Genomic DNA, 16,339 nt, shown 5'->3' on the forward strand with positions numbered 1-16,339 from the left:
TTTCTTAAAGTAGCCCGCCAGCCAGGGAGTTCATAATCGAATCATGACAAATCAATTCCCCACACACAACGGTGAGAATCCAGATCGCTCATCTGAGAACCCAGTAGAACCAAATTCCTTTGAACAAGTGCGCAGTTCATATCCGCAGTGGGGTGCTAGTACCTCAAACCAAAACCCTTATCCAAATGCCACTTTTAATAGCGAGCAACGTAGTGAACAACCAGCACCAACGTGGACTAGTTGGGACAGCGAGCCATTAAGCACTGATGTAAAACCTGCTAAAGAAAAACGAAAAGTAGGAATTGGCACTGCACTCGCATTAATGCTGGTTGGCTCAATTGCTACAGGCAGCGTTGTTGGTATTGCCACAACCCAATTAGGTTCAGATTCTTCCAGCCCTCTTAATGCGCTTGAACAACCAAGTGTCCAGCGCACTACGAATGCCGAAGCAGGATCTGCCGAACAGGTTGCTGCTGCTGTATTGCCTTCCGTGGTTTCAATTCAGGCTATTACACAGACCTCTGCTTCTGAAGGATCTGGCTCAATCATTTCTTCTGACGGCTATGTGATGACCAACAATCACGTTGTTGCAGGCATTGAGCAAAGTGGTGTTCTTGAAGTGAGTTTTTCTGATGGCACTACAGCAAAAGCTGATTTTATAGCGGGAGATCCTTCTACAGATATCGCTGTGATCAAGATTAGGGATGCCCATGATCTGCCAGTTATCCAGTTTGGTGATTCAGATACATTAGGTGTGGGACAGGACGTTATGGCAGTGGGCTCACCATTAGGTCTGAGCTCTACCGTAACTACCGGCATCGTATCGGCAATGAACCGTCCGGTGCGTGCCTCTGGTGATGGTGGAGAGTCTTCTCTTATTGATGCTATTCAGACTGATGCTGCGATTAACCCCGGAAACTCAGGCGGTCCGTTGGTAGATATGGAAGGGCGCCTGATCGGTATGAATTCCGTGATTGCTTCCATTTCTAGTGGTAGCGATTCCGCTGGTTCTATTGGGTTGGGCTTCGCTATTCCTTCTAATTTTGCCAAGCGTGTGGCTGATCAACTGATTACTAGCGGCAAAGTGTCTCAGCCAATGCTTGGAGTCCAGGTTGGCATGGATAATTCCGTGGCGGGTGCAGTTATTGCAAGCGTTCAGGATGGTGGTCCCGGAGCTGAAGCAGGATTGCAGCCAGGAAATATCGTGACCAAGCTGAATGATCGAATCATCGATAGCCCCGATTCTTTGATTGCTGCTGTGCGCTCTCATGATTTCGGAGAGACAGTGACTCTGACAATTACTCAGCCAGATACCTCGCAGACGAGAGAAGTAGAGGTTACTCTGACGAGTGAGTAAGTTTTAAAAGAAGTAAAAGAATCATTAACAGTAGCTAAGCATGAGTGAGGAACTATGAGCAAGGATCCGTTGGGAAGTCTTACCGAGGTTGTAGATACACGAGTTCCGCTTCCGGATGTTGAGCCGGATGCTGAATTTTTGATGGCTACAGAGCAAGAGTTCTCGATGTCCACTCAAAAGCGAGCGCTTGTAGTTTTGGTCGGCGATCATGTTACTGATGCCGAGAGCACTGGCCGTTTGGTGACAGAGTTGCTTTTAGAAGCTGGTTTCAATGTGGACGCCGTTGTTGGTGTGCGCTCTAAGAAATCACAGATTAGACAAGCCATTGAAACTGCCGTTGTTGGTGGCGCAGACCTCGTGCTGACTATCGGCGGCGTGGGCGTAGGTCCGAGGGATAAAACCCCTGAGGCAACCCGCGCAGTATTAGACCAAGATGTTCTGGGCATTGCCCAAGCTCTTCGTTCTTCTGGCTTGGCTTGTGGCGCAATAGATGCCGGTGTTTCCCGTGGAGTAGCAGGTATCTCTGGTTCCACAGTAGTGGTCAATCTTGCGCATTCTCGTTCGGCAATTCGCGATGGAATGGCAACTCTTGTTCCACTAGTTGATTTCGTTGTGGATCAGCTTCGAACTTCTGTGGTTTAAGAGAAGCAACGTGAGTAGACAACGAAGGAGAGCTTTTCGGGCTTCCGATGCTGTGGATTATGACAGGACAGCGGATCAACCGGTAGCAACCTCAACGAATGATGAGAGTCGCGAAGTATCCTTAGATCCTGAACAAGATGACCTGCCAACTGGCATGGAATTTTGGAAAGAACAACAGCCACCGCACCACGGTTAAGTTTGTGGCAATAAAAATGCGTCTGAGAGTAAAACTCAGACGCATTTTTATATGTGCACAGATACTTATTGCTGGAGGCGCTTCTGCTCCTGCAGGAGGTCACGGATCTCAGTGAGAAGTTCAGCTTCGATGGAAGCTGGTGCTTCTTCTTCCTCTTCAACGCCCTTGCGCTTTGCTAGTGCTTCGTTCAGCTTGTTCATTGGAGCAACAAGAATGAAGTAAACGATGCCAGCAACGATGAGGAAGTTGATTGCTGCAGTGATGACTGCACCGAAATCAACAAAGGTTGCTTCATTGCCAGAGCGGATGTAGAAGCCGAGGCCTTCTACGTCAGTGCTGCCAATAGAGGCGATGAGGGGGTTGATGATGGAGTCGGAAAATGCAGTCACGATTGCAGTGAAAGCGGTACCGATGACCACAGCAACTGCGAGCTCGATGACATTACCGCGGAGGATGAAATCTCTAAAACCTTTAAGCATGGTTGTTACTCCTGACAATATTGTGGACAGTGTGATCGACAAATGCACCTTAGCGGAAAGTTCACTTTTTTGAACAGGGAACTATTCTTCGGCTATGTTATTGTGCGCGCGATCCCCAGTGAGAACTACTGCGAGGGGAGTGTTGAGCGACCTAGCTGCAACGTTTTCTGCGATTGTTTTTGGAAGCGCTATCAAGATAGTTGAAGGGTCGTCTCCTCCTGCCAGAATTACCTTTCCACCTGCAGCGATAGTCTCTGGGAGACCGCTGTCTGAGTCTTGGGAGACAACAGAGATTGTGTCTCCATGCTGAAGGAGCGGGATGACAGAGGGTTCCGCCAAAGTGAGTGGAACCATGTTAATTTCCTCGGACAAAGAATCTTCAGTGACGTTAGACACAACTGAGTTTATCAATTCTGTTCCTACGAATCGAGGTTTCGTGGCGATTTCCCCGGAACTCAGCGTAGAGGCTGCAACTAAGCCAATCACGTCATCTTCTGTAGTGAAAGCATTTTTGGGTAAGTGGGGGCTCGGGATCTCGCGTAGCCCTATATCGGTTGCTTCCACTTTTGACCCCGCAGCAATATCTTGTAAAACCACTACTACCTGCGGGTCTTGTTTTATTAAGGAATGCACGAACATGAGTGCAGCAATTCCGAGCAGGATGCTTGCGATAATTCTTCTTAAAACGAGAGTTCGGTGCCAGCTTGGGGTGGTGAGAGTCTTTTTTAAGTCCATACTTAGTTGGACTGATTTTTAGGCTCCGAGGTTCCGTACTCCTGCGGGGGTGATGATGGCATTGACAGGGAGATCGTGTTCTTCGGTGGAAATATCATCTCGAATTTCACCATTGAACAACAAAGTAACTATGTCAGCCTTGACTCCTGTGGCGAGTGCACGATCGTAGAAGCCGCCGCCTTTTCCTAAACGAACTCCATCGGGGGTGCAGGCTAATGCTGGGGCGATGACGAGATCGCAAAAATTGAGGGCTTCTGGCCCAAGTCTGGTTCCGCTTGGCTCTTGGATGCCAAAAGCACCTGGAATTAAGCTGGTAGGGCCTTCATAAAGCGCCCAGTCCAGCCGACGATCTTCGAGCGAGACTGGCAGGATGAGCGCGGGCGTTGCGGCGTGGAGGGCGTCGAGAAGCAATCTGCCGCCTGGTTCGGTACGAACCGGCACATAAGCAGCAATCCTTTTGGGCTGTTTTGAGCGGATGTAATAAGAAACATTGGCAATGATGGCTGCGTTTTCCCGTGAGCGGGTGACTTCGTCCATATTGGCGCGAGCATCAAGGAGCTTGACGCGCAGTTCCTGCTTAGTTTGGCTCATAAATATAAGGATAACCGTTATTTTCGGAGGGGCACGATGTTTGGTGATTCATTGGCGGGTAATGTTGTCTGCATGAGTTTGCCTATCGATGAGCACGTGAACGCGGTAAAAACCGTTGTGGTGCCTGCTGCAGGAATGGGAACCCGATTCCTTCCAGCCACGAAGACCGTACCCAAGGAGCTTCTTCCAGTGGTAGATACCCCTGGTATTGAGCTAATTGCTGCTGAAGCTGCTGACCTTGGTGCAACCCGCTTGGCTATAATCACCGCGCCGAATAAGGCGGGTGTACTTGCACACTTTGAGCGTTTTCTGGAATTAGAGGAAACTCTTACAGAGCGTGGCAAGACTGAGCAGGTGGCAAAGATTCGTCGCGCTGCTGATTTAATTGATGCTGTTCCAGTGACTCAGGAGAAGCCTTTGGGCTTGGGTCATGCTGTTGGCTTGGCGGAATCTGTGCTGGATGATGATGAAGATGTCGTCGCAGTCATGCTGCCAGATGATCTTGTGCTGCCAACTGGTGTGATGGAACGCATGGCGGAAGTGCGCGCTAAATTGGGCGGTTCTGTGCTGTGCGCCGTTGAGGTTGCAGAGGAAGATGTCTCCAAATACGGCATTTTCGAAATCGAAGCGGATACCGCAGATGATGATGTGAAAAAGGTCAATGGCATGGTGGAAAAGCCTGCCACCGCTGATGCGCCGTCCCGCTTTGCTGCAACTGGTCGCTACCTGCTTGACCGCAAGATCTTTGATGCGCTGCGTCGCATTACTCCAGGTGCTGGCGGCGAGCTGCAGCTCACCGATGCAATTGATTTGCTTATCGACGAGGGCCATCCGGTTCATATCGTGATTCACAAGGGCAAGCGCCACGATCTTGGCAACCCTGGTGGATACATTCCAGCTTGTGTTGATTTTGGGTTGTCTCACCCTGTTTATGGACCTCAGCTCAAGCGCGCCATTAAGCAAATTTTGGCTGAGCATGAGGCTCTTGACGATTCTCAAGTAAAGTAGCTGCCTGGTTCCGATTAGGAGGTCCGTAGTGCGATCAGTCGAACAACAGCTATCCCTTGTCACTCAGGCAGCGGTAGCTCCCGAACCAGTACGCATCGCTATTGCTGAAGCGCTCGGTTTGATGTGCGCGGAAGAGGTTCAAGCCACTCGAGCTTTGCCCGGTTTCGCGCAAGCAGCGATTGATGGTTACGCGGTACGAGCGGTTGATGTCGGGGGCGAGAAATCGCTGAGTCAGCAGCTGCCCGTTGCTCCTCCGGAGAAATCTTTGCCTGTGGTGGGTGAAGTAGCTGCAGGTTCTCAGCAACCTTTACGTTTGCAGCCAAAGCAGGCAGTGATGGTTCATACTGGTGCGCCATTGCCAATGCTTGCTGATGCGGTTTTACCGATGGCATGGTCAGATCGTGGTCGAAAGCGTGTGACCGCGCAGCGTCCTGTTCGTTCCGGCGAATTCGTGCGTAAAGAGGGCGATGATATCCAGCCTGGAGACATCGCAGTCAGCGCTGGAGCCGTGCTAGGACCCGCTCAAATTGGGTTGCTTGCTGCTGTCGGCCGCTCCAAAGTACTGGTTTATCCACGTCCGCGGATGTCAGTGATTTCAGTTGGCGCAGAATTAGTTGATATCGATCGCCAGCCAGGCCTTGGCCAAGTATTTGATGTGAATTCTTATTCTTTAGCTGCTGCCGGTAGGGAAGCTGGAGCGGATGTCTATCGCTACGGCATCGCTGCTGGTGAACCTCGGCGTATCAAAGAGATCATTGAATCTCAGATGCTGCGTTCTGAAATCATTGTGATCACTGGGGCAGTCGGTGGTTCTGGTTCTGCAGATGTGCGCCAAGTTCTCAGCGAACTTGGCGAGATCGATACGGAACGGGTAGCAATGCACCCTGGGTCGGTTCAAGGTTTCGGGCTTTTGGGTGAGAACAAGACACCATGTTTCTTGTTGCCATCTAATCCTTTGGCCTCCCTGGTTATTTTTGAAACTTTTGTCCGCCCGTTGGTTCGGATGAGCCTGGGCAAGAGCAATGCAGCACGCCGAGTGGTGCGTGCTCGTGCTCTCAACCATGTGGTGTCTGTCGCTGGGCGAAAAGGTTTTATTCGATCTCGTCTTATGCGCGATGCAGAAACTCAGGATTACCTGGTGGAAGCATTGGGAGGTGCCACAGGTGCTCCTTCCCATCTTTTAGCTGGACTTTCTGAGGCGAACGGCATGATTCGTATTCCAGAAGATGTTACGGAAATCCGACCAGGCGATGTTGTAGACGTGATCTTCCTTGCCCAAGGCAGATAGTTTAATGCGTAATGCCCCGTCTGTGCCGACGCATTTTCGCCACCCCGGATGGCCAGAATCAACCCCCACTGTCACGTTGCCAGATGGGGGAGTGCTCCGGTTACGGCCTTTGAAGCGCCGTGATTTCCGCGCCTGGTCAGATTTGCGCATGCGGGATAAGGAATTTCTGAAACCCGTGGAACCGACAGTTCCCACCTCGTGGCGCGAGGCTCATTCGCGTTTAGCCTGGTGGGATAACGTGAGTTATCTCTTGAAAGCGGCGCGCCAAGGCACCGTAGTTCCGTTGGTCATTGAGCTGGATGGTCGCTTTGTTGGGCAATTAACAATCGGAAATATCCAACACGGTGGCATCTCAGATGCCTGGATTGGTTATTGGGTATCGAGCACGGTGACGGGGCGGGGTATCGCCACCGCCGCCTGCGCGCTCGGCGTTGATCATGCTTTTCGACGCATCGGTCTGCATCGTTTAACCGCGACCTATTTGCCCAGCAACCCAGCTTCCGGAAAAGTACTAGCTCATAGCGGTTTCCGGGAAGAAGGATATCTCATCCGTAATTTGCATATCGATGGAAAATGGATGGACCATCATTTCGTAGCGGTGCTGGCAGATGAGTATTCCATTACTGCAGTGGAGCGTTTAACACGTGAAGGCAGACTACGCCGTTGACTTTTAATGCAGTTAGTTTTTCGGCGTGGCACTCAGTGTGCTATTAAGTTTGCCGATACCCTCGAGATCAGTTTTAAAATTTGCACCCATACGGGAAGGTTAGGTGCTCCACGTGTCCGGATTCCTTGTGATCGGCCTGATTGTGGTGGTGTGGCTTGTAGTGCTCGCACCACTGCTTCTTCGTGGCCAAAAGCCAATTGTTAAGGCTGGCGAAGCCTTCGATGACACTCGTGTCATTTCTGAAGGTGGAAGCAATATTCCTGCGCCTCGACGTCTCGGCGTCAGCCCTGATCACGCAGATGAAGATGAAGAATCAGATGAACTTGTAGATGACTACGAGATCGTCGATTCTCCAAGTATTTTCCGTCCGCGTAAAGAAGAGCGCTTCGAAGAAGACCTCGATGCGGATATGGAAATGGATGACGATATTGAAGTCTCCCTTGAAGACGAAGAATATGTTGAGCCAGCTCCCGTTGTAGAAGTATCTCAGGAATGGAACGTGGAAGAGCATTATGACTTGGATGATGCTCACACCACTCCACTTGATCAGCTACACCCTGCAGCTCGAGCACGTGCCTATGAAGACTATCGCTCAGAAGAACAAGCACAACCAGTCGCTGAAGAATACGAAAGCGATTCGGAACTGACTGAGGAAGACGTTGCTTTTGCAGCACGTCGCCGTGGTCGTGGCTATTACGACCCAGAAGCCGATCGAGAGTTTGCTGCCTCGCAGTACATCCGTCGCCAGCGCACATTGCTGGGGCTTGTCGCAGCCGTGGTTATCACTGTCATTTTAGGATTCGTCTTCGGCGGTGGAGTATGGGCACTGACAGCGATTGCCGCTGCATCTACAGTCGTGTACCTGATGGCATTGCGCAGCCAGGTGCGTGCAGAAAATGAATTGCGTGCACGTCGTATTCGTAGACTACGTCGTTCCAGGATGGGTGTTCGTAGCCCTGAAGATCTGCCGTCACGGCTGCGTCGTCCGGGTGCTGTGGTCTTGGAAATTGATGATGAATCACCAGACTTCGAAGGCCTTGCTACCGTATCTTTGGCAGAAGAAACTCATTACCAAGAGCCAGGCCGCAACGTTCGACACCTAGGTCAACGTCGAGTGAGCTAAGTTCAGGGTAAGGTTGCGGGCTATGCCCAGAACTGCAACCAAGCTTAAAGTTTTTACCTTTTTAGCTGTCCTTGTGGCAGCTTTTAATTTACGCTCTGCCATTGTCTCTGTGGGCGCAGTTCTTGATGAGCTGGTCCAAGCCTTTGATGCATCCGGTGCTATCGCCGGAATTATTACAGCCATACCAGGAATTGCCTTTGGCATTTTTGGTGTGGCTGCTGTGCCTTTAGCCAAGAAAATTGGCCTCAGTGGTGCCCTTACATCCGGCATGGTGGTGGGGTTGATAGGCCTTGCGATCCGTCCTTGGGTGGGCGATATTTGGGCGTTTATTTTCCTGACTGGTTTCGTGGTCATGGGCATAGCTATCGCAAATATTTTGCTTCCTGCATGGATTAAACTGCATGGTGGGAAAAACACAGTTGCCCTCATGACTGTCTACACCACGGTGCTGGGCGTGGGTTCTACATTGGGGCCATTGTCCACTTTGTTGTTTAACGGTTCGGATGCGTGGCGCTGGGCCATTTTCATCTGGGTTATACCAGCTGCATTGCAAGTGGTTATTTGGCTGCCCATGTGGTGGAACAAGAAATATGATTTTCCTGCTCAAACTGTCACAATAGGATCAGTAGCTAAGATTTGGACATCTCCCACAGCCTTTTTCATCATGCTGTTTTTCGGTTTGCAATCCATGAATGCTTATATCCAAATGGGATGGCTGCCAAAGATCTTCATCGATGCAGGTGTCAGCCCAGCTCATGCATCCATCGGGTTATCCATCGTGGGCATCATGGGCATTGTCGGTGGTATCACGATGCCATTTGCTATTGCGCGAACACGAAATAAAAACTTGGTGTGGTTCCCCGTAGTCTTCGGGATTTCGATGTTCTTGGGCTACGTAGGCACCTGGTTATGGCCAGCACAGGGCTGGTTCTTATGGTCTTTCTTCTTAGGCTTTGGAGGTTTGTGCTTCCCAATGGCTATTGCCTTGATCCCAGCACGGACACGAGACCCGAGAATCACTGCAAGTTTGTCCGGTTTTGCACAGCCAGTGGGATATATTCTTGCCGCCCTGGGACCTTTGGCCGTGGGAGCTATTTATCAAGCACTTGGATCATGGTCTGAAATCCTTATTGGCCTAGCATTAGGAACTATTGTGCTGTCCATTGTGGGCTTTAGAGCAGCACGAAATCTGATGGTCGATGATGAACTAGCGATCCCAAATTAAGCGTCAAGATAAGAATGAGAGTCAAGGCTGATGTACGCTGTCAACCATGGATAAACCGGTCGTGAGGGATGCAGCCCTGCTGATTTTCCGTGCTGTGATTGGTGTGATTTTTGTGGCGCACGGGTGGGAAAAGCTATTTATTTCTGGAGTGACGCAAGCAACAGGGCAGTTTTCGGCCTGGGGTGTGCCTCAGCCCAAGTTGTCAGTATGGATTGCCTCCATTGCTGAACTGCTGGGAGGAGCTTTCCTCGTGGTAGGTCTGCTCACCACATTTGTTGCTGGAGCCTTGGCTCTACTTATCGCAGCTGCCATCTATTTCGTGCATTTAAGCTCAGGATTTTTCACCGTAGATAACGGCATTGAATTCCCCTTGCTCATCATCGTGTCTTTGCTCATGATTGTGGTGTTCGGATCTGGCAGAGCAAGTGTTGACGGGGTGCTCACGCGTGGTTGACTGTAGTGCCATTCAAGCTGCTTTATCGGCAAAATTGGATGGGGAGCCTCCTGGCCTGGAGGACACCGTAATCGAAGCACACTTAGCTAATTGCGAGGAGTGCCGAAATTACTACAACCGTGCCGCCGAGTTGAACAGAATGCTCAACTTTTGTGTTGCCGAACCACGGACATTAACTCCACCGGATCTCTCTGCGATTATTTTGGCAGAGGTGGAGCCGGAGTGGCGTAAGCATGCCAATGCCAGAGTCATTGGGGCCATGTTGTCTCGAGTGGTGCTGGTAATTTTAGGCGTGGCATATTTGGCGTGGGGAGTAATCCAGCTGGGGGACACGACGTCGATAAGCGTGCAAGAAGACCCGCTTACCTCGCGGCTTGTCGCAGAGGCCGTGGCCTTCCGCTTTGGTCTTGCTGTCGGCCTGTTTTTCGCGGCGTGGAAGCCTAGAATTATTGCTGGCTTGCTGCCTGTTTTTGCCACGATGTGGACATTTAGTGCTGGTTTTGCAGCCCGTGATCTGGTGTTTGGTGTGGCGGATTCGCAGACTGGATGGTCGCTTGCGCTGCTTCTTATTTCTACCGTTGTACTGGCATTGGCCTGGGTGAACAGTTTTGGAACAGGCGTTTTCCGTCGCACATGGAATTCATTAAACGCCACACCCGCCTAAGCTGGGGGCCATGAGTTTTGCTGAACACGCAATCATTTGGCAGGTCTACCCATTAGGAGCCTTGGGTGCTCCGATTAGGCCTGAAGCCCCAGAACCTGTCACGCACCGCTTACCCAATCTCGCTAGCTGGCTGGACTACCTCGTGGGCTTGGGGTGCAACGCGTTGATGCTGGGGCCCGTGTTCGCCTCCGTAAGCCACGGCTATGACACGCAAGATTTCTACCGCGTGGATCCACGGCTGGGCACCGAAGCTGACATGGATGAATTACTGGCTGCTGCGCAAAGCCGTGGCATCGGGGTCATTTTAGATGGCGTGTTCAACCATGTATCCAACACCTCAAAATACGAAGCTTTAACCACCGGATCTTCCTTTGAAGGCCACGATATTTTAGCGGAGCTAGACCATAACAATCCGGCTGTAGTTGCTCTCGTAGTCGATGTGATGAATTACTGGCTGGATCGTGGCATTGCTGGTTGGCGGCTCGATGCGGTGTATGCCGTTGCTCCCGAATTTTGGGCGAAGGTGTTGCCACAGGTGAGACAACAGCACCCAGATTCCTGGATCTTAGGCGAGATGATCCACGGCGATTATGCGGAATATGTGCAATCTTCAGGCATTGACTCAGTGACTGAATATGAACTGTGGAAGGCAATCTGGAGCAGCATTAAAGAAAGCAATTTCTTTGAATTGGAATGGACTCTAGGAAGGCACAATGAGTTCTTAGAGACCTTTGTGCCACAGACATTTATCGGCAATCATGATGTCACCCGTATTGCCACCCAAATTGGCCAAGAAAAAGCGATTCTTGCTGCAGTAATCCTCTTTACCGTAGGTGGCGTTCCAAGCATTTATTATGGCGATGAACAAGGGTTTACCGGCCTCAAGGAAGAAAATATTGCTGGCGATGATGCCATCAGGCCACCTCTGCCAGCAGAGTTTTCTCCCTTGGGAAAGTGGATCGAGAATATTTATAAAGCCTTGATTGCCATTCGTAGGCAGCACCCTTGGCTGCATCAGGCGCACACCGAGGTCGTAGAGATTGAAAATGAATCCTTGACTTATAAAGCTGTGGGAGCAGAAGGCCAGGAACTGCTGGTGCAGCTAGATCTCCAAGCTGTCTCCGCACGCATTTCTGAAGGAGAGACGGAGCTGTTTAGTTACACAGCTTCTTAGCCGGATAGAGCCATACCGCAGATAGGGTTCATCATTTTTTGGGAGACGGAATTCCTGGCCATTTAAAGGCCTTATATTTCCCAAGGCCTAAAAAATATGTCAGGGGAGCTTAGTTAAGCGCTTAAATGGCGTTCTACGGAGGGGTGTTTTTGGGAGATTGGTGCCTGCTTTTAACGTTTTGTGAGGATTTACCATTTCTTCAGGGGTTGCCCGAAGAAATGGTAAATCCTAACGCGCTACAACAAACGTGCATAAAGCGGCCTGAAAAGTGAGGCTCTGTGTAGCGATTTCAGGAGATAGCAGCTATCGCCAGCTTGGGAACCACATCAGTGAATCGTAGACATAATCGGGAATGACAAAGCCATAAAACAGTGGTGAGAAGGCAATGAACATCATGACCACCACAGAAACATAAATAACTACTGCCATGGAGCCGCGGCTGAGTCCTGTCTTGGTTATTTTTCCGCGTCCCCATAATTCACCACAGGCAAGTGCCAGCATGATGATCGTAAAAGGTACCAACGCAGTGGCGTAGAAGAAGTACATTTGGCGGTCATAAGCAGCAAGCCATGGTAAGAATCCGGCAGCAAAAGCCACCAACGGCACCATATAGGAACGATGCTTGCGGATAAACAGTGACCACAAAGCCCACAAAATAACGGGGACGGTGAGCCACCAGATGGCAGGGGTTCCGAAGAGATAGATCATGCGTCGGCAGGTGCCGCCGATCTCGCAGGAGATGTCTGTGGAGGAGAAATACAGGATGGGTCGGCCGGATACGAGCCATGACCAGGGTTTGGAATCCCAGGGGTGGCTGTGACCACCAGAAGTAGTTAAAGAGCCGTGGAATTCCAACACACTTAGGTGATAGTGCAACCAGCCGGCAATGGATTCTGGAAGTAATTGGAGGGCAGAATCTTCGGGGATGGTGCCATCGGATTGGGCGTGGCGGTAGACGGATGTTTCCGAGGCGAACCATGCGCGCCAGCTCCAGATATAGAGCAGCGCTGGGATCACCACTAAGGATCCAAGAGCTGGGAAAGCATCAAATTTTAAGGTGCCTGCAATATAGCGGCGTACGCCGTAGCGTTTGCGTAGCCAGAGGTCTAAAAATACGCTGGTGAGGCCGAAAAACGCGATGTAGTACAGCCCTGACCATTTCACTGAAAGCGCAAGGCCCAAGAAGATACCAGTGGTGAAACGCCACCAGCGGAAACCGAACCGGGGGCCAAAATCATCGGTGATGTGGCCTATTTCCAAGAGATGATCGTTGAACCGGCGGTGCATTTGTTGGTGGTCTCGGATCAGCGCCCATGCAGCTGCGGTGATGAAGAAGACTTGGAAGATATCCAGCATGCCAAAACGTGCGGAAACCAATAAGACACCGTCGGAAAGCGCGAGGATACCCGCGATGAACGTGACCACGGTGGATCCGCTGAGACGGCGAGTGATCGCCATGATGGCAAAAATGGTCAAGGTGCCAAAGATCGCGGTCATGATGCGCCAGCCCAGGGGAGTGTAGCCAAAGACCCATTCGCCGAGTGCTTCAATTTGTTTGGCCAGTGGTGGGTGGACCACTAATCCATAGCCGGGGTTGGATTCGATACCGCCGGTGATGGGGTTAATCCACGAGCGCACCATGTCCCAGGCTTGGGGAACATAGTGTTTTTCATCAAATACGGGTGTTCCTGATGCAGTTGCGCTGCTCAGGCCAGTAAATCGTGTGACTAAGGCAAATAATGCAATGATCGCCCAGGTATAGGTATCTAGGCGAGTCCACGAAAATTTAGGCGGTGCAGGCGGGAGGGTACCAGCGAACATTCCCTGGTCCCGCCCCTGATCACGAACAGGTAGGGCTTGGCTCACTTGGTTGATTGTAGAGCCTTGGTGGAGTTTTGTGGGAAGCTATATGCATGCATGTTGCTGAATTATCTTTGCCCACTGGAATTATTATCGCGGCTACCCCGCTCGGCAACATTGGAGATGCCTCCCCGCGCCTGGTAGAAGCCCTTGCGAATGCGACTGTTGTGGCGGCGGAGGATACTCGCCGTACGGCTTCTTTGGCGTCTGCCCTGGGAGTGGAAATTAAGGGACAATTGGTCTCCAACTTTGACCATAATGAGCAGTCACGCGTCGGCAAGCTTATTGAAGCCGCGCGCACTGGCACGGTGCTGGTGGTCAGCGATGCCGGTATGCCTGTGGTGTCTGATCCAGGTTTTGCGCTCATTGATGCGGCACATGACGCCGATATCCCGGTAACGTGTTTCCCTGGGCCTTCAGCAGTGCCAACGGCATTGGCCCTGTCTGGGCTGCACGTTGGACGTTTCGCTTTCGATGGGTTTGCGCCACGCAAGCACGGCGCGCGCATCACGTGGCTGGAATCCTTGAAAACCGAAAAGCGCGCAGTCTGCTTCTTCGAATCCCCACACCGCATTGTCGATACGCTTGCCGATGCCGCCGAGGTCCTTGGCGATCGCCGCGCAGCAGTGTGCCGCGAGTTGTCCAAAACCTATGAGCAGGTCAAGCGTGGCACGCTGCCTGAATTGGCAGAATGGGCTAAAGACGGTGTGCGCGGAGAGATCACCGTTGTCATCGAAGGTGCGGGCGATATCGCAGCCGATGTTGATTCGCTTATCGACGCCGCCCAGCAGCGCGTCGATGCCGGCGAGCGACTCAAGGCAGTATGCGCTGATCTCGCGAAAATTCATGGAGTGAGCAAAAACGAACTCTATGATGCGGTTATTTCTGCACGAGAAAACTAATCGTTACACCATTGTGATTGAGCTGTGCACTTAGTACAGGCTTACTGCATTATCTCAAGTAACAGTCTTATAAAAGCCCAGGTGGCCACTGGGCGTTTTGAAGGCTTAAGGCATTTCTCAGTTTGCTTTCCAGGTTTCCCCAAGCAAAGGTGAGTTTTATGACTACATCTGACCCAAATTCGAAACCGATAGTGGAGGATGCTCAGCCAGAGCAGATCACCGCAACCGAAGAACTGGCGGGTTTGCTGGAGAACCCAGATTCCTTGGAAGACCAACTGGCTGCAGCACAAGAGGACATCGTCCTTGAAGGTGAAGAGGACAATAACTCTCTGAACTGGACAGTCATTATCCCAGCACTGGTGGTTGTGTTAGCCACAGTAGTCTGGGGTATTGGATTTAAAGACAGTTTTACTAATTTTGCAAGCTCAGCCCTGTCAACAGTCGTTGACAATCTTGGCTGGGCTTTTGTTCTTTTTGGCACAATATTTGTGTTCTTTGCCGTGGTTATCGCTGTCAGTAAATTCGGTACGATTCGCTTAGGCCGCATTGATGAAGCACCAGAGTTTCGCACGGTGTCATGGATTTCCATGATGTTTGCTGCAGGTATGGGTATTGGTTTGATGTTCTACGGAACCACAGAACCTTTAACCTTCTACCGCAATGGTGTACCTGGACATGATGAACACAATGTTGGCGTTGCTATGTCCTCGACAATGTTCCACTGGACCTTGCATCCATGGGCTATCTACGCAATTGTGGGCCTAGCCATTGCCTATTCGACCTTCCGAGTGGGCCGTAAACAGCTTCTAAGCTCTGCATTCGTGCCACTCATTGGTGAAAAAGGTGCAGAAGGATGGTTGGGCAAGCTCATCGACATCCTGGCGATTATCGCCACAGTATTCGGCACCGCATGTTCCCTTGGCCTGGGTGCGCTGCAGATCGGTGCAGGACTTTCCGCAGCCAACATCATTGAAGATCCAAGCGATTGGACCATCATCGGCATTGTGTCCGTGTTGACCCTGGCCTTCATTCTGTCTGCTATTTCTGGTGTGGGCAAGGGAATCCAGTACCTCTCCAACGCCAACATGGTTCTGGCAGCTCTGCTCGCGATTTTCGTGTTCGTTGTCGGACCAACCGTGTCGATTTTGAACCTGCTGCCAGGTTCTATTGGCAACTACCTGTCCAACTTCTTCCAAATGGCAGGCCGCACTGCCATGAGTGCCGACGGCACAGCAGGTGAGTGGCTAGGTAGCTGGACCATCTTCTACTGGGCATGGTGGATCTCTTGGTCACCATTCGTAGGAATGTTCTTGGCACGTATTTCCCGTGGCCGCTCCATCCGTGAGTTCATCCTGGGCGTGTTGCTCGTCCCAGCAGGTGTGTCCACCGTATGGTTCTCCATTTTTGGTGGCACCGCAATCGTATTTGAACAAAACGGCCAGTCCATCTGGGGTGAGGGTGCTGCTGAAGAGCAGCTCTTTGGATTGCTTCATGCACTTCCAGGTGGGCAAATCATGGGCATCATCGCCATGATTTTGCTGGGTACTTTCTTCATTACCTCTGCTGACTCTGCTTCCACCGTCATGGGCACCATGAGTCAGCACGGCCAGCTGGACGCCAACAAGTGGGTGACAGCTGCCTGGGGTGTTGCTACCGCAGCAATTGGTCTGACTCTGCTGCTCTCTGGTGGAGATAACGCCTTGAGTAACCTACAAAATGTCACCATCGTGGCTGCAACACCATTCCTTTTTGTGGTGATTGGCTTGATGTTTGCTTTGGTGAAAGACCTGAGCAACGATGTGATTTACCTGGAATACCGCGAACAGCAGAAGTTCAATGCACGCTTGGCTCGTGAGCGTCGTGTGCACAATGAACACCGCAAGCGCGAATTGGCAGCAAAGCGTCGCAAGGAGCGGAAAGCGAGCGCGGTGGGGAAGCGTCGATAAGCATTTTCAACCCCTGATACCTCCTTTA

General features: G+C 51.3%; 17 protein-coding genes. 13 read left to right on the plus strand and 4 right to left on the minus strand.

Annotation, left to right across the window (positions count from 1 at the left end; translation table 11 throughout):
- Positions 1-43: 43 nt before the first annotated feature.
- The 3 genes from ccrud_RS04325 to ccrud_RS04335 are packed head-to-tail and all read left to right on the plus strand — an operon-like array spanning position 44 to position 2,195.
- Entirely contained in the window at positions 44-1,357 is a 1,314-nt protein-coding gene (locus tag ccrud_RS04325; RefSeq protein ID WP_066565019.1) for a S1C family serine protease, read from the plus strand.
- 54 nt (positions 1,358-1,411) lie between these two features.
- The gene (locus ccrud_RS04330) at positions 1,412-1,999 is read left to right on the plus strand and encodes a MogA/MoaB family molybdenum cofactor biosynthesis protein (RefSeq protein WP_066565020.1); all 588 of its coding nucleotides are present in this window, start codon (positions 1,412-1,414) and stop codon (positions 1,997-1,999) included.
- Positions 2,000-2,009: 10 nt separating this feature from the next.
- Positions 2,010-2,195 (plus strand): hypothetical protein, encoded by a 186-nt coding sequence (locus tag ccrud_RS04335; RefSeq protein ID WP_066565021.1) that lies wholly within the window; start codon positions 2,010-2,012, stop codon positions 2,193-2,195.
- A 65-nt stretch (positions 2,196-2,260) separates the two neighbouring features.
- Here the strand turns inward: ccrud_RS04335 and mscL are convergent, their stop codons facing one another.
- The 3 genes from mscL to ccrud_RS04350 all read right to left on the minus strand — a co-directional run bounded on the left by mscL (position 2,261) and on the right by ccrud_RS04350 (position 4,000).
- Positions 2,261-2,674, minus strand: coding sequence for a large conductance mechanosensitive channel protein MscL (gene mscL / locus ccrud_RS04340; protein ID WP_066565022.1), 414 nt, complete (start codon positions 2,672-2,674; stop codon positions 2,261-2,263).
- Positions 2,675-2,755: 81 nt separating this feature from the next.
- A complete protein-coding gene (locus ccrud_RS04345; protein WP_066565023.1) occupies positions 2,756-3,409 on the minus strand; it encodes an SAF domain-containing protein in 654 nt (217 codons plus the stop codon).
- 18 nt (positions 3,410-3,427) lie between these two features.
- Positions 3,428-4,000: a 5-formyltetrahydrofolate cyclo-ligase gene (locus ccrud_RS04350; protein ID WP_066565024.1), complete on the minus strand. Its 573-nt coding sequence runs from the start codon at positions 3,998-4,000 to the stop codon at positions 3,428-3,430.
- A 72-nt stretch (positions 4,001-4,072) separates the two neighbouring features.
- Here ccrud_RS04350 and ccrud_RS04355 point away from each other — a divergent pair, with 72 nt between their 5' ends.
- The 8 genes from ccrud_RS04355 (at position 4,073) to ccrud_RS04390 (ending at position 11,603) form a co-directional block, all read left to right on the plus strand.
- Positions 4,073-5,008, plus strand: a complete 936-nt coding sequence (locus ccrud_RS04355; RefSeq protein WP_066569511.1) for a UTP--glucose-1-phosphate uridylyltransferase — start codon at positions 4,073-4,075, stop codon at positions 5,006-5,008.
- A 28-nt stretch (positions 5,009-5,036) separates the two neighbouring features.
- Positions 5,037-6,296 carry a molybdotransferase-like divisome protein Glp gene (glp, locus tag ccrud_RS04360; RefSeq protein ID WP_066565025.1) on the plus strand — a complete coding sequence of 420 codons (1,260 nt, stop codon included), beginning with the start codon at positions 5,037-5,039 and terminating at the stop codon, positions 6,294-6,296.
- Between the two features lie 4 nt (positions 6,297-6,300).
- On the plus strand, positions 6,301-6,963 hold the full coding sequence (locus ccrud_RS04365; protein ID WP_211271314.1) for a GNAT family N-acetyltransferase: 663 nt from the start codon (positions 6,301-6,303) through the stop codon (positions 6,961-6,963).
- 112 nt (positions 6,964-7,075) lie between these two features.
- Positions 7,076-8,086 carry a divisome protein SepX/GlpR gene (sepX, locus tag ccrud_RS04370; protein ID WP_066565026.1) on the plus strand — a complete coding sequence of 337 codons (1,011 nt, stop codon included), beginning with the start codon at positions 7,076-7,078 and terminating at the stop codon, positions 8,084-8,086.
- 22 nt (positions 8,087-8,108) lie between these two features.
- On the plus strand, positions 8,109-9,311 hold the full coding sequence (locus ccrud_RS04375) for a CynX/NimT family MFS transporter (RefSeq protein WP_066565027.1): 1,203 nt from the start codon (positions 8,109-8,111) through the stop codon (positions 9,309-9,311).
- 46 nt (positions 9,312-9,357) lie between these two features.
- Positions 9,358-9,765 carry a DoxX family protein gene (locus ccrud_RS04380; RefSeq protein WP_066565028.1) on the plus strand — a complete coding sequence of 136 codons (408 nt, stop codon included), beginning with the start codon at positions 9,358-9,360 and terminating at the stop codon, positions 9,763-9,765.
- Positions 9,758-10,429: a zf-HC2 domain-containing protein gene (locus ccrud_RS04385; protein WP_066565029.1), complete on the plus strand. Its 672-nt coding sequence runs from the start codon at positions 9,758-9,760 to the stop codon at positions 10,427-10,429. Before ccrud_RS04380 ends, ccrud_RS04385 begins: the two co-directional genes overlap by 8 nt.
- A gap of 10 nt (positions 10,430-10,439) precedes the next feature.
- Positions 10,440-11,603, plus strand: coding sequence for an alpha-amylase family protein (locus ccrud_RS04390; protein WP_066565030.1), 1,164 nt, complete (start codon positions 10,440-10,442; stop codon positions 11,601-11,603).
- Between the two features lie 303 nt (positions 11,604-11,906).
- On the opposite strand, the gene ccrud_RS04395 is transcribed toward ccrud_RS04390, so the two are convergent.
- The gene (locus tag ccrud_RS04395) at positions 11,907-13,469 is read right to left on the minus strand and encodes a dolichyl-phosphate-mannose--protein mannosyltransferase (RefSeq protein ID WP_066565031.1); all 1,563 of its coding nucleotides are present in this window, start codon (positions 13,467-13,469) and stop codon (positions 11,907-11,909) included.
- A gap of 47 nt (positions 13,470-13,516) precedes the next feature.
- Here ccrud_RS04395 and rsmI point away from each other — a divergent pair, with 47 nt between their 5' ends.
- Entirely contained in the window at positions 13,517-14,365 is an 849-nt protein-coding gene (rsmI, locus tag ccrud_RS04400) for a 16S rRNA (cytidine(1402)-2'-O)-methyltransferase (RefSeq protein WP_066565032.1), read from the plus strand.
- A gap of 158 nt (positions 14,366-14,523) precedes the next feature.
- The gene (gene betP, locus ccrud_RS04405) at positions 14,524-16,311 is read left to right on the plus strand and encodes a glycine betaine transporter BetP (protein ID WP_066565033.1); all 1,788 of its coding nucleotides are present in this window, start codon (positions 14,524-14,526) and stop codon (positions 16,309-16,311) included.
- The last annotated feature ends 28 nt before the right edge of the window (positions 16,312-16,339 follow it).

This window comes from Corynebacterium crudilactis (genome assembly GCF_001643015.1).
GTDB classification, from domain to species: Bacteria; Actinomycetota; Actinomycetes; order Mycobacteriales; family Mycobacteriaceae; genus Corynebacterium; species Corynebacterium crudilactis.

Bases quoted from the DNA above. Each gene is read 5' to 3' on its own strand.
- rsmI (WP_066565032.1), top strand. From the start codon at position 13,517: ATGCATGTTGCTGAATTATCTTTGCCCACTGGAATTATTATCGCGGCT.
- ccrud_RS04390 (WP_066565030.1), top strand. From the start codon at position 10,440: ATGAGTTTTGCTGAACACGCAATCATTTGGCAGGTCTACCCATTAGGA.
- ccrud_RS04345 (WP_066565023.1), bottom strand. From the start codon at position 3,409: ATGGACTTAAAAAAGACTCTCACCACCCCAAGCTGGCACCGAACTCTC.
- mscL (WP_066565022.1), bottom strand. From the start codon at position 2,674: ATGCTTAAAGGTTTTAGAGATTTCATCCTCCGCGGTAATGTCATCGAG.
- ccrud_RS04375 (WP_066565027.1), top strand. From the start codon at position 8,109: ATGCCCAGAACTGCAACCAAGCTTAAAGTTTTTACCTTTTTAGCTGTC.
- betP (WP_066565033.1), top strand. From the start codon at position 14,524: ATGACTACATCTGACCCAAATTCGAAACCGATAGTGGAGGATGCTCAG.
- ccrud_RS04330 (WP_066565020.1), top strand. From the start codon at position 1,412: ATGAGCAAGGATCCGTTGGGAAGTCTTACCGAGGTTGTAGATACACGA.
- ccrud_RS04365 (WP_211271314.1), top strand. From the start codon at position 6,301: ATGCGTAATGCCCCGTCTGTGCCGACGCATTTTCGCCACCCCGGATGG.
- ccrud_RS04355 (WP_066569511.1), top strand. From the start codon at position 4,073: ATGAGTTTGCCTATCGATGAGCACGTGAACGCGGTAAAAACCGTTGTG.
- ccrud_RS04350 (WP_066565024.1), bottom strand. From the start codon at position 4,000: ATGAGCCAAACTAAGCAGGAACTGCGCGTCAAGCTCCTTGATGCTCGC.
- ccrud_RS04325 (WP_066565019.1), top strand. From the start codon at position 44: ATGACAAATCAATTCCCCACACACAACGGTGAGAATCCAGATCGCTCA.
- ccrud_RS04380 (WP_066565028.1), top strand. From the start codon at position 9,358: ATGGATAAACCGGTCGTGAGGGATGCAGCCCTGCTGATTTTCCGTGCT.